This is a genomic window from Sphingomonas sp. GM_Shp_2 (assembly GCF_026540875.1).
Taxonomy (GTDB): Bacteria; Pseudomonadota; Alphaproteobacteria; order Sphingomonadales; family Sphingomonadaceae; genus Sphingomonas; species Sphingomonas carotinifaciens.
In genome coordinates this window covers 15,775-27,532 of the sequence record NZ_JALNUQ010000005.1, presented here as the reverse complement: position 1 = coordinate 27,532, position 11,758 = coordinate 15,775, and the positions used below count along the sequence as shown (strand labels likewise).

The 11,758-nt window shown below is 67.5% G+C and carries 11 protein-coding genes; 3 read left to right on the top strand and 8 right to left on the bottom strand.

Annotated elements, in window-relative coordinates:
* The first annotated feature begins 3 nt into the window (after positions 1-3).
* Positions 4-546, top strand: coding sequence for a hypothetical protein (locus OXR08_RS02820; protein ID WP_267347489.1), 543 nt, complete (start codon positions 4-6; stop codon positions 544-546).
* On the opposite strand, the gene OXR08_RS02815 is transcribed toward OXR08_RS02820, so the two are convergent.
* The 8 genes from OXR08_RS02815 to OXR08_RS02780 form a co-directional block, all read right to left on the bottom strand.
* Positions 540-2,864, bottom strand: coding sequence for a hypothetical protein (locus OXR08_RS02815; RefSeq protein WP_267347488.1), 2,325 nt, complete (start codon positions 2,862-2,864; stop codon positions 540-542). The two genes, OXR08_RS02820 and OXR08_RS02815, sit on opposite strands and share 7 nt — an antisense overlap.
* 58 nt (positions 2,865-2,922) lie before the next feature.
* A complete protein-coding gene (locus tag OXR08_RS02810; RefSeq protein WP_112382483.1) occupies positions 2,923-4,335 on the bottom strand; it encodes an amino acid permease in 1,413 nt (470 codons plus the stop codon).
* A 27-nt stretch (positions 4,336-4,362) separates the two neighbouring features.
* Complete coding sequence (locus OXR08_RS02805; protein ID WP_149681667.1) at positions 4,363-5,010, bottom strand: GntR family transcriptional regulator; 648 nt, start codon at positions 5,008-5,010, stop codon at positions 4,363-4,365.
* Positions 5,011-5,103: 93 nt separating this feature from the next.
* A complete protein-coding gene (locus OXR08_RS02800) occupies positions 5,104-5,805 on the bottom strand; it encodes an NTP transferase domain-containing protein (RefSeq protein WP_267347487.1) in 702 nt (233 codons plus the stop codon).
* A 5-nt stretch (positions 5,806-5,810) separates the two neighbouring features.
* Complete coding sequence (locus OXR08_RS02795) at positions 5,811-6,902, bottom strand: inositol-3-phosphate synthase (protein ID WP_112382480.1); 1,092 nt, start codon at positions 6,900-6,902, stop codon at positions 5,811-5,813.
* Positions 6,899-7,771: a CDP-alcohol phosphatidyltransferase family protein gene (locus OXR08_RS02790; protein WP_267347486.1), complete on the bottom strand. Its 873-nt coding sequence runs from the start codon at positions 7,769-7,771 to the stop codon at positions 6,899-6,901. Before OXR08_RS02790 ends, OXR08_RS02795 begins: the two co-directional genes overlap by 4 nt.
* A gap of 54 nt (positions 7,772-7,825) precedes the next feature.
* The gene (locus tag OXR08_RS02785) at positions 7,826-9,880 is read right to left on the bottom strand and encodes an NAD(+) synthase (protein WP_267347485.1); all 2,055 of its coding nucleotides are present in this window, start codon (positions 9,878-9,880) and stop codon (positions 7,826-7,828) included.
* Positions 9,881-10,053: 173 nt separating this feature from the next.
* The gene (locus OXR08_RS02780; RefSeq protein ID WP_112382477.1) at positions 10,054-10,323 is read right to left on the bottom strand and encodes a hypothetical protein; all 270 of its coding nucleotides are present in this window, start codon (positions 10,321-10,323) and stop codon (positions 10,054-10,056) included.
* Positions 10,324-10,453: 130 nt separating this feature from the next.
* On the opposite strand from OXR08_RS02780, the gene OXR08_RS02775 reads away from it, so the two are divergent.
* Together OXR08_RS02775 and panB are read left to right on the top strand one after the other, a co-directional pair.
* Complete coding sequence (locus OXR08_RS02775) at positions 10,454-10,798, top strand: ArsC family reductase (protein ID WP_267347484.1); 345 nt, start codon at positions 10,454-10,456, stop codon at positions 10,796-10,798.
* A gap of 40 nt (positions 10,799-10,838) precedes the next feature.
* Positions 10,839-11,699 (top strand): 3-methyl-2-oxobutanoate hydroxymethyltransferase, encoded by an 861-nt coding sequence (gene panB / locus OXR08_RS02770; RefSeq protein WP_267347483.1) that lies wholly within the window; start codon positions 10,839-10,841, stop codon positions 11,697-11,699.
* Positions 11,700-11,758: the final 59 nt, after the last annotated feature.

Sequence of the window (11,758 nt, the reverse complement as noted above, 5' to 3'; positions counted from 1 at the left end):
TGCGTGATTATTCATGAAGATAAGCTGGACCCAAGTTCTGCATCGACGCGTTTCGCGGGGCAAAGAGATGGAGGATTTATGGGTGTTCGGGTTTATGGAGGGGCCGAGACAGAGGACAAGCAGGGCACGCCCGACGGCGGTATGCGCGGCGAAGGTTCCGGCGACGTCGAGAACGGCTTCCGGCATCAAATCGCAGTGGAAAATGGCCGGGTTGTCGAGGTGGAAGAAGCCTCTGGCGTTGTCTTTGCCGAAACCAAGGGGATGGTGGCGACGCCCGTTAAAAAATCGCGCGGCACTGCGTCCTCGGGGTGGCAAGCGCCTGTCGTAATTGGCCTTTCTTTCCTGGCTGGGTTCCTGCTCGGGCGGGGGCGGGTGGTGCGGCGGGGTGTGCCGGTGGCGTTCGTGGTGGAGGAGGGACCGGCCGAGAGCGTGGTTCAGGTACGGGGCGCCGGACAGGACCGGATACGTGATGCACAAGGGGATTGGGACCGCGTCGATCAAGGGTCCGACGAAAGCTTTCCCGCGAGCGATCCGCCAGCCTATTGAGCGGGTGTTTGGTGGAGCGTTGCGGAGATTGCGGGAGCGTCGGACAGGTGTAGCAGAGGGGTGGGGACGCTCAGGCTGGTACCGGTAAAGCCCTCCGGTACGGTCAGGGCGCCGGCCGAGTGGATCAGGAACAGGCGGGCCCCAGTGATCGCGCAGCCATCTGGCGAGCAGGCGGCGCGGGTGATGTCGGGCAGGCGCACCAGGGTGGCAAGGGGTTGCCACGGGCTGGGTGTTCCGGCCTGTATCACGCGGTAGCGCAGCGGGCCGTAGATGGAGGGTCCGAATACACGCGCCGGCGCCAGGGTGGCGACCAAGGTGCGCGCATTTTGCAGCATGATATCCGTACCCGGTACCAGCGTGGTCACTGCGGTGCCATCGGCGTTGGCGACCTCGATCGTTTCACGCCCATCGAAATGGTCGGCGCGCAACGAGAAGGTGAGCGTGGCGTCGTGGGGAAGAGCGGTTTCATCCGCCAGGGTCAGCAGCGAGGGCGGACGCGCCACGGTGCGTGCGATCACCTCGGGCCGGAGACGCGGTGCGGCGATGGTGGCGGTGGTGGCGAGAACCCGGCCATCCTTCAACGTCACCTTGGCAGGTGCGGTCTGGCCTTGTGTCAGGGAGACAGGTGCCGGCGTCGCCAAAATAAGATGATCGCGACCGTCGCGGCGGGTGAGCGCGCCGGGGGTGAAGGCGAGATCGCCGACCGTGACACGCGCAACCGCGTCCAGGCGGGCGCCGGTAAGCTCGCCCTCCATGTCGCCGGGACGCAGCGTGAGCGCGTCGATCGCACTCGCCTCGTTGAACAGGGTCAGCGGCAGGGTGGCGGGTGTCGCCTGCCCGGTGGTGGCGATCAGCAGCGTCGCGGTGCCGGGGCGGGCCTTTTCGAGCGGGAGCTTGATCGTCAGGTCGCCCGCAGCGTTCGCGGACCAGGTGACGGGTTCGATGCGGCCCGAGGGATGGCGAAGCGAGACGCCCTCCACACAGGTGGCGGCACCCCCGGCCAGCGTTACGGCGTCCACGCGGCCCACCACCGCGGAGCCGCCACCGGGGGACCAACTCCAGCCAGTGGGTGTCTGAAGCCGGAAGGCGGGACCGTCAAAGGCGGTAAACCCCCAGCGGCCGTGCAGGACGCCCTGTGCCGTGGGCGGCAGGGTGGCGAGATCGAGACCGGCGGTGTCGATACGGTAGCCGCCGGCCTCCGCATCGGCGCGGGCCGGCAGGTCGATGGTCGTGCCGTCGCGCCGTTTCAGCCGCAGCGCCATGTTGTGCGCGAACGGGGTGGCATAGACGAGGGGGGCGCCCTCCACCGGCAGCGTCAGCCCGGGGGCGGCGATACATAGCGGGTCGGGACGCGCGGCGCGCAGGGGCGGGATTTGCGGCGCATCGACCATGGGCAGCGCGGTGACGAGAACCGAATAAGGCGAATGGAAGGAGGGCGCGGCGTTCAGCAGCAGGCCGATCAGGTCATCGCGGATCAGGCCGAGCGCGGGAATATATTGATACTGCGCGGTCTGGAACGCGCCAAGGATGCGCACGACATCGCGGACCACCGCGATATAGGGGCTGTAATAGCCAAGACCGCCCTGCGGCGTCGCAGCGATCTGCATGGCGAGATCGGCCGGGGTGCCGGCCAACGCCTCGGTTATCGTCGCACTGTGGCCGTCGGACAGGACCAGCGAGTCGCGGTTCTGCGTCAGGCAGGCGGCCTGAAGATCGACCTGACGTTGCAGGCAGTCGGTGTTGAGCTTGATCGCGAGGCTGCGGGCGAGAAGCGGCGGAACCGCCTCGAACCGGGCGGGGTCGCCGGGATCGAAGCGGTGGATGGCGCCAAGGAAGCTATCGAGACGGGCGCGGTCGAGCGCGGCCTGATTGAGATCCTGCGCCGCGCGGACGAATGCACCGGGGCGGCCGCGTACGGCATCGACCAGCGTCTTGAAATCGCCACCGGTCTGGGGTGCCAGAAACAGGATGATCTGGCGTGCACCGGCCGGCACGGTGATGCTGAGCCCGTCCCGCCCCTTCTTCGTCCAGGTCTCTGCCTGAAAGAACCAGTCCTTTGGCGGCGGATTGGTGGCGCCGCGTAGAAAGGCGGCGACGAGCAGATAATGCGCGGACTGGTCAGCGGGGAGTTCCGCCTTGATCGACAGGCGATCGCCCGCCGAGAGGTTCGGCACCCGCGAGATGGGCAGCGTCTGCCCGGCATGGGTAACCTGAATACGCAGCGACGGGCCGGTGAGGTCGAACGGTGCGGTCTGCGCCGTCGCCGGAGCGGCGACGGCGCAGACCAGCGCGAAGAGGGCGGCAATCAGACACTTCATCAGGGCGGCACGTCCTTCCGGTTCCGGCGACATACCCCCTTATCATGCCGCCGGCCCCTTATTCCTTCGTAATTCGGGCCAAGCTGTGGCGGCGGCCGTAGGCGAAGTAGAAGACGAGGCCCAGCGCGTTCCACAGGACGAAGCGGGCGATGGTGGAGGCGGGGAGGCTGAAGAACAGATACAGGCAACCCAGGATCGCCAGCGTGCCGACCAGATAGGGCGCCGGGCAGCGGAACAGGCGCGGCATATCGGGCGCGCGGCGGCGCATGATCATGAGGCAGGCGCCGACCGCGATAAAGGCGATCAGCGTGCCGGCATTGGCCAGTTCGGCAATCTCGTCCAGCCGGAAGAAGCCGGCGACGGCGGCGATGGCGATGCCGGTGAGCAGCGTGATGGTGGTCGGCGCGCCGGTCCGCTTGCTGACGCGCGAGAGCGAGCGCGGGAGCAGGCCGTCGCGCGCCATGACGAAGAAGACGCGGCTTTGGCCGTACATCATGACGAGGATGACCGAGGGGAGCGCGACGATGGCGGCCAGCGCGATCAGGTAGGCGGCGGTGGGCTGGCCGAGCTGGCGGAGGACGAGAGCGAGCGGCTCGGGCGAATTTGCGAGCGTCGTGAACGGCGTAGCACCGATCGCGGCGACCGCGACCGCCATGTAGATCAGCGTGCACACCGCCATCGATCCGACGATGCCGATCGTCAGGTCGCGTCCGGGGTTCTTGGCCTCCTCTGCCGAGGTCGCGACCGCATCGAAGCCGTAAAAGGCAAAGAAGACGATCGCGGCGGCGGCCATCACGCCGCGCTTCTGCCCGTCGATTTCGGTCGCGGCGAAGCCATAGGGCATGAAGGGTTCGAGATTGTTGCCGTTGAAGGCGGGCAGCGCCATGGCGATGAAGATGGTCAGCGCGATGAGCTTGATGACCACCAGGATGATGTTCAGCGTGGCGCTTTCGCGGGTGCCGGCGATCAGCATGCCCATGACGCCGAGCGCGACGAGCACCGCCGGCAGGTTGACGACGCCGCCGGCATGAGGCCCGGAGAGAAGGGCAGGCGGCAGATGGATGCCCGCCGACTGTATCCAGCCGACCAGATAGCCCGACCAGCCAACGGCGACCGTCGAGCAGGCGAGCGAATATTCGAGGATCAGGCTCCACCCGACGACCCAGGCGACGACCTCGCCCATCGCGGTGTAGCTGAAGGTATAGGCACTGCCCGCGGCGGGGATCAGCGTCGCCATTTCGGCATAGGCGAGCGCGGCGCAGGCGCAGACCGCACCGGCGATCGCGAAGGCGAGGATGACGGCGGGCCCGGCGCGCTCCGCCCCGACACCGGTCAGCGTATAGATGCCGGTGCCGACGATCGCCCCCACCCCGAGCGCGATCAGATGCGGCCAGCTAAGCGTCTTGGCCAGTTGGTGGCCGGCCATGCCGGCGCCCCCCTCCATAGCCTTGCGCGGTCCAAACACCCCCATGATATCCCCTTTGTTTTTATGTCATTGTCAGTCGGTGGCGAGTTGCGCCCGCAGATCGGTGAGCGTGCCGTTCAGGTGACCGGTCAGAAGGTGCGCGGTGCGATCCGCGTCCCGCGCCAGCCAGGCCTCCAGGATGTCGTGATGTTCGCGGTGGGCACGGTCGTCGCGGCCGGCGGGTTCGAGATGGGTGATGACGTAGCGTTCGGCCAGCACCTGAAGGCGCTCGACCAGCTGCATCGTAAGGGGACGCCCGAGCGGGGCGACGAGCGCGATATGGAAGGCGCGGTTGCAGACGGCGACGTCGTGCAGCGCCTCGTGCGCGGCGATGTCGAGATCGGCAAAGGCCTCACGCGCGGCCTGCTGGTCATCCTCCGTGGCGAGCAGGCAGGCGCGCGCGGCGGCCTCCGGCTCCAGCGCGAGGCGCAGTTCGTAGATTTCCTCGGCCTCGGTCGCGCTCATCGGGCGGACGAAGAAGCCGCGATTGGCCTGGCTGGTCAGCAGCCCTTCCTGTTCGAGCCGCGCGAGCGCCTCGCGCAAGGGTATCTTGCTGACGCCCAGTTCGGTGGCGAGGGCGTCCTGACGGATTGGCGTATCCCGGGGCAGAACGCCGCTGATGATCCGTTCACGGACGATCGCGAAAATCTGTTCGGACAAGGTGCGGACGATGAGGCTCATGCGGCTCCTGCACGCGCGTGAAAGGGGCGATGGTCCGAACGATCGGCCATCTACGGTATACTATTCAGAAAAGCGGCGGGATTACAATCGCGATCACGCAGCCAGCGCGCGCCACTGTTCCGCCTTGGCAAGGGCCGGTGCGTCGTCGACGTCGATCCAGGCCAAGTCGCTGCAATCAGCGACGAATGCGCGGTCTTCACCGGCGAGCAGGCGAACCCCGTCGGTCAGCGAGGGATGGCCCAGGCTGCCGAGTGCGGCGAACAGGGCAGGACCGATCGCAAAGACGCCGGTGTCATAGGCATCGTGCGGTTCCAGCCCCTTGCCGATCGCGACGATGCGGTCCCCTTGCGTCGCCACGGCGGTGACGTCGAGCGGGTCGACCCAGTCATGGCCCAGGCGGCGGTCGATGCCCAGCGTCAGCCCCCCTTGCGCGCCGATGGCGGCAAGGCGGCGGTAGAGCGCGGGATCGACGAGATGGTCGCACATGGCGAGCAGCGCCTCCTCGCCGCGCAGCAGCGGGGCGGCGGCAAGCGCGGAGACGCCGTTGGGCTCGCGATGGTCGCTATGCACCGTTTCCACGCGCAGCGGCTGCGACCGGGCGGCGAGGTGCCTCTCGATCGTGTCGCCGCCATAGCCCAGCACCACGATCGCCCGCGTCAGCCCCGCCGCCGCCAGCCCGGACAGGGCATGGTCGATCAGCGGCAGGCCGGCGACGGGACAGAGCGGCTTGAACGGGGCGGCCGGCCGAAGCCGGCTGCCTTCGCCGGCCGCCAGGATGATCGCGGTGCGGATCATCGCGTTCAGGCGGCTGCGATGAACGCTTCGACTTCCTGCTTGGCCAGGTCGTCGGTGATCTGCTTGCGGGGATGCTTGCAGAAATAGGCCGATGCGGGGTCGACCACGCCGGCAAGGCCGCGATCCTTGGCGATCTTGGCACAGCGGATCATGTCGATCGCGACGCCCGCCGAGTTGGGCGAGTCCTCGACCGAGAGGCGCAGTTCCAGGTTCATCGGCACGCCGCCGAAAAGCTGGCCTTCCATGCGCAGGAAGCAGACCTTGTTGTCGTTCTGCCACGGCACGTAGTCGGACGGGCCGATATGGACGTTGTCGTCGTCCAGCCGCTCGGCGGCGACCGACTGTACCGCCTCGGTCTTGGAAATCTTCTTGGATTCCAGACGGCGGTGGTTCGACATGTTGAGGAAGTCGGTGTTGCCGCCGGTGTTGAGCTGGTAGGTGCGGTCCAGCTTCACGCCGCGCTTGGCGAACAGGTCGGTCAGCACGCGGTGGACGATGGTGGCGCCGAGCTGCGCCTTGATGTCGTCGCCGATGATCGGCACGCCGGCGTCCTCGAAACGCTTGGCCCAGACGGGGTTGGACGCGATGAAGACGGGGATGTTGTTGACAAAGGCGACGCCGGCCTCAAGCGCGCATTCGGCGTAGAATTCGGTGGCCTGCTGGCTGCCCACCGGCAGATAGTTCATCAGCACGTCGGCGCCGGATGCCTTCAGGTCGGCGATCACGTCTTCCTTGCTGGGCTGCGTGTCGTTGGCGACGACGAAGGTACGCTCTTCCTTGTAATCGGCCATGTGGTCGGCGACGCCGTCCAGCACCGCGCCCATCTTCACGATCGTACCGGTGGCGGGCACATTGGCGGCGAACACGGCGGTGCAGTTGGGCTTGGCGAAGATCGCCTCGGCCACGTCCTTGCCGACCTTGCGCGCATCGACGTCCCACGCCGCGACGACCTTGATGTCGCTGGGACGATAGCCGCCGACCTCATAATGCATGAGGCCGATCATGTCGTTGGCGCCTTCGCGATAATGCTCCAGCCCCTGCACCAGCGAGCTCGCGCAGTTGCCGATGCCGACGACGGCGATCCGGATGCTGTTCATGACTGTTTCTGTTCCTTTACGATAAACGAAGAGGCCGGTCGGCCGGCGGTGGCGCCCTGGGCGGCCAGCGCATGCTCGACCCGGCGATGCCAGGCGATACCGATCACGGCGACGGCCGTGAGGGGCACGATTTCGAACCACCAGAAGAGCCGCGGATCGGCGGCCAGCGTCGCGACAAAGATCGCGGCGACACGGACATTGGCGGTGAGAAGGGATAACAGCCGCATCGGCGGCACCGCGCGTGCACCGTAGGTCCGGCCGAGCGCGGCAGGATCGGTGGCGGCGGCCAGCGTTCGTTCGAACGGCATGGCGATGCGGTCGAGGCTGCCTGCGACATGGTCGTAGAGGCGGACAAGCGCCCCGCCGGTGGGCCGGGGCGGCGCGGCGAGGCCGACCCCGCGGGCACGACGATGGAAGCGGGCGCGCTCACCCTCATAAAGGCTGGACTGCACCGCATGCGCCACCCCGGCGGCGATGGCGAGGACCCAGGCCTCCGCCGTGCCCATCGACGCGGCGAGCGCGACATAGAGAAGGGTAAAGACGCCGTGGTCGCACAGCCCGTCCAGAAAACGGCCAAAGGCGCTGGAGGTCCGCGTGGCGCGCGCGACCATGCCGTCCAGCCCGTCCGCGATCAGCCAGCCGACCGACAGCAACAGGCCAAGCACGGCAAAGGCCGGCCGTTCATATTGCGCATAGGCCAGCGCCGCGGCGGTGCCCAGGCACAGGCCGGCGACCGACACGCTGTTCGCCGACACGCCCGCCCGCAGCGCGAACGGCAGCAGCCGCCGCCCCGCGGGGTGGATTATCCAAAGATTCGATGGGTCCTCGATCCGGCGATCGCGCGATCCATCCGGTGGAGGCACTGTCATAGGCCGGTCATAATGCGCTTGCGAGGCCGATTTGGCAATATTGCGCGCGCGGCGTCACGGCATGTTTGCGACGAGTTCCTGTAGCCACGGTTCGGCGACGCCGTCGGAGGGGGCCCGCCAGTCGCCGCGGGGGGAGAGTGCGCCGCCGGCGGAGACCTTGGGGCCGTTGGGAAGGGCGGAGCGTTTGAACTGGCTAGTGCGGAAGAAGCGGACGAGGAAGCGTTCCAGCCAGTGGCGGATGGTGGCGAGGTCGTAGGCCACGCGGGCGTCGGCGGGGAAGTCGGCCGGCCAGCGTCCCGCCTCCACATCGCGCCAGGCGTGCCAGGCCAGAAACGCGATCTTGGACGGCGCCAGACCGTGCCGGATGACGTAGTGCGCAAAGAAGTCGTTGAGCGCGTAGGGGCCGATCATCGACTCGGTGGATTGCAACGCGCCGCTCTCGTCGGCCGGGACCAGTTCGGGCGAGATTTCCTGCGCCAGTATCTCGGTCAGCACCTGATCGGTTTCCGCATCATACTGGCCGGTGCGGATGCACCAGCGGATGAGGAACTGGATCAGCGTCTTGGGCACGCCGGCATTGACCGCATAATGGCTCATCTGGTCGCCCACGCCGTAGGTGCACCAACCGAGCGCCAGTTCGGACAGGTCGCCGGTGCCGAGCACGAGGCCGCCGCGCTGGTTGGCGAGGCGGAAGAGGTAGTCGGTACGCAGGCCCGCCTGCACGTTTTCGAACGTCACGTCATAGACCGGCTGCCCTTCGGCGAAGGGGTGGCTCATGTCGGCGAGCATCTGGCGCGCGGCGGGGCGGATGTCGATCTCGTCCGCCGTGATGCCGAGTGCGCGCATCAGGCTCCACGCCTTGGCCTTGGTACCCTCGCCGGTGGCGAAGCCCGGCATGGTGAAGCCGAGGATCGCGGAACGCGGCTTTTCGAGCCGGTCCATCGCCTTGGCCGCGACGATCAGCGCGTGCGTCGAGTCGAGCCCGCCGGACACGCCGATCACCAGCGTTTCGGCACGCGCGGCGGACAGGCGCTTGACCAGCGCCTCGACCTGGATGTTGAACGCCTCGTAACAGTCCGCGTCGCGCTTGTCGGGATCGTTGGGGACGAAGGGGAAGCGGCGGATGTCGCGCGCCAGACCCATGTCGGCGCAGTGTGGCCGATGGTCGAAGGCGATGCGGCGGAAACGGGTTTCCGGGTGCCCCGCCTCGCGCGCGGCATCGTTGAAGGTGCCGAAGCGCAGCCGTTCCTGCGCGATGCGCTCGACATCGATGTCGGCGGTGGTGAGGGTGGGGGCGTGGACGAAACGCTGCGACGAGGCGAGCATTTCGCCCAGTTCGTAGATCATGCCCTGACCGTCCCAGGCGAGGTCGGTAGTGCTCTCCCCGATGCCGGCGGCCGAATAGATATAGGCGCACACCGCGCGGGCCGATTGCGCCGCGGACAGGAGTGCGCGCTCGCGGGCCTTGCCGATGACGATGTTGGAGGCGGACAGGTTGGCGCAGATAAGCGCGCCGGCGAGCGCACCGGCGGTGGAGGGCGGGTTCGGCGCCCAGTAATCCTCGCAGATCTCGGCATGGACGACGAAGCCGGGCAGGTCGGTCGCGGCGAACAGCAGATCGGTGCCAAAGGGTATGTCCGCGCCGATATCGCCCAGATCGATGGTGAGGCCGGTCAGCCCGGCGCCGCTGGCGAACCAGCGCTTCTCGTAATATTCGCGGTAGTTGGGCAGGAAGGTCTTGGGCACGACGCCGAGGATACGCCCGCGGCTGATCGCGACGGCGCAGTTGTAGAGGCGGCCGTTGCGGGGCAACGCGGCGCCCATCAGGAGCAGCGGCGCCAGATCGGCGCTGCCTGCCGCGACATGCGCGAGGGCGGCGAGGGTCGCACGGTGCTGCGCGCTTTGCAGGTGGAGGTCGTCGATCGCGTAGGAGGTGAGGTTGAGTTCGGGATAGACGACCAGATCGACCCCTTGCGCATCGGCCTGGCGGGCGAGCAGCAGCGCGGCATCCGCATTGGCGAGCGGATCGCCGGCGGTGGCGACCGGCGTGGCGGCGGCGACGCGGACCATGCCGTGCCGGTGGATCGCATAGAAGGGATGGGCGGTCATGGTCGTATCATCCACGAATGGCACGCAAAACAGAGCGTTGGGCGCCGGGCGTTATGGTAGATGCGCACCGGGCGCCAGCAATAGCCTTTGCAACGGAAAAGGGCGTCCAAGTCGCCTTGAACGCCCCTCCAGTCCGATTTGCGCTTGGGAGCAACTCGGTCTGTCCGCCGAAATCAGATGCCGTTCGACAGGTTGGTGTCGGGATCGTTGGTGCGCATGTCCTCGGCGCGGTTCTCGCCCATCTCGCGCACCGCATCGGCACGGTTCTCGAGGCGATCTTCACCAGCCTCGGTGGTGGCGTTGTCCGCCGCCTCTTCGAGGTTGTCGGCCAGCGCCTCGGCATTCGCCTCGATATTCTCGGCGGCCTGCTCGCGCGGGGTGGAATTGCACGCGGCAAGCGAGACGAGGCCAGCGGCGACGCCGAGAACGATCATTTTCTTCATTATGGTTCACCCCATTTGTTTCACGACTGAAAGAGTCAGGGGGAGATAATCGTCGGCCAATTTCTTTGTTCCCGAACAGGCACGATCTCGCCCTACAGGGGGCATTACCGATGCAACATGGGGAGCGACGATGACGCGGCTGTACGGGATCAAGGCCTGTGACACGATGAAGAAGGCGCGGGCCTGGCTGGAGGAGGCAGGGGTCGCCTACGACTTTCACGACTACAAGGCGGCCGGGGCCGACGCGGCGCTGCTGCGGGACTGGGTCGAGCGGCTGGGATGGGACAAGGTGCTGAACCGCGCGGGTACGACGTTTCGTAAGCTGCCCGAGGAAGCGCGGCAGGATATGGATGCGGACAGGGCGGTGGCGCTGATGGTGGCGCAGCCATCGATGATCAAGCGGCCGATGCTGGTGCATGGCGAGGTGCTGGAGGCCGGGTTCAAGCCGGAGCGTTACGCGGCGATCTTCGGCTGACCGGGTGGAGGTCGCGGACGCGGCGCGCTAAACGGTGGCCATGTCCACGACCTATACCCTCGACACCGCGACGAGTCGCGCCACCCCGACGCCCGTGCCGATGAAGCGGATGACGGTGCCCGCGATCGTGCGGCGCAAGGGGGGCGAGCCGCTGGTGATGCTGACCGCCTATACCGCGCGCACCGCACAGTTGCTGGACCCGCATTGCGACATGCTGCTGGTCGGCGACAGCCTGGCGCAGGTGATCTACGGCCTGCCGTCGACGGTGCCGGTCACGCTGGAGATGATGGCGGCGCACGGGGCCGCGGTGGTGCGCGGCAGCTATCACGCGCTGGTCGTCATCGACATGCCGTTCGGCAGTTATGAGGCGAGCCCGGAACAGGCCTTTGCCAGTGCGGCGCGGCTGTTGAAGGAAACCGGCGCGGCGGCGGTGAAGCTGGAAGGGGGCGAGGCGATGGCGCCGACCGTCCGCTTCCTCGTCGAGCGCGGGATCCCGGTGATGGGGCATGTCGGCCTGACGCCGCAGGCGGTGAACGTGCTGGGGGGATATGGTGCACGCGGGCGGACGCCGGAGGAAGCCGCCAAGATCGTCGCGGATGCGCGCGCGGTGGCGGAAGCCGGTGCCTTTGCGATCGTGATCGAGGGCGTGGTGGAGCCGATCGCGGTGGCGATCACGCAAACGGTGGCGTGCCCGACGATCGGCATCGGTGCCTCGGCGCAGTGCGACGGGCAGGTGCTGGTGGTGGACGACATGCTGGGCATGTTCGAGCGCACCGCGCGCTTCGTGAAGCGTTACGACGATCTGGGCGGGCGTATCGCAGCGGCGGCAGAGGCCTATGCCGGCGAGGTGAAGGCGCGGGCCTTTCCCGGTTCGGAACAGCTCTACCCCGCTAGGGACTGAACGCGGCACCACCGCGCATAACGCCCGGAAGATCGACGCGCTTCCGTTTGGGCGCGGTC

Excerpts from the sequence above, each read along its gene's own strand:
- OXR08_RS02815 (WP_267347488.1), bottom strand. The coding sequence starts at position 2,864 with ATGAAGTGTCTGATTGCCGCCCTCTTCGCGCTGGTCTGCGCCGTCGCC.
- OXR08_RS02810 (WP_112382483.1), bottom strand. The coding sequence starts at position 4,335 with ATGGGGGTGTTTGGACCGCGCAAGGCTATGGAGGGGGGCGCCGGCATG.
- OXR08_RS02805 (WP_149681667.1), bottom strand. The coding sequence starts at position 5,010 with ATGAGCCTCATCGTCCGCACCTTGTCCGAACAGATTTTCGCGATCGTC.
- OXR08_RS02800 (WP_267347487.1), bottom strand. The coding sequence starts at position 5,805 with ATGATCCGCACCGCGATCATCCTGGCGGCCGGCGAAGGCAGCCGGCTT.
- OXR08_RS02795 (WP_112382480.1), bottom strand. The coding sequence starts at position 6,902 with ATGAACAGCATCCGGATCGCCGTCGTCGGCATCGGCAACTGCGCGAGC.
- OXR08_RS02790 (WP_267347486.1), bottom strand. The coding sequence starts at position 7,771 with ATGACAGTGCCTCCACCGGATGGATCGCGCGATCGCCGGATCGAGGAC.
- OXR08_RS02785 (WP_267347485.1), bottom strand. The coding sequence starts at position 9,880 with ATGACCGCCCATCCCTTCTATGCGATCCACCGGCACGGCATGGTCCGC.
- OXR08_RS02780 (WP_112382477.1), bottom strand. The coding sequence starts at position 10,323 with ATGAAGAAAATGATCGTTCTCGGCGTCGCCGCTGGCCTCGTCTCGCTT.
- OXR08_RS02775 (WP_267347484.1), top strand. The coding sequence starts at position 10,454 with ATGACGCGGCTGTACGGGATCAAGGCCTGTGACACGATGAAGAAGGCG.
- panB (WP_267347483.1), top strand. The coding sequence starts at position 10,839 with ATGTCCACGACCTATACCCTCGACACCGCGACGAGTCGCGCCACCCCG.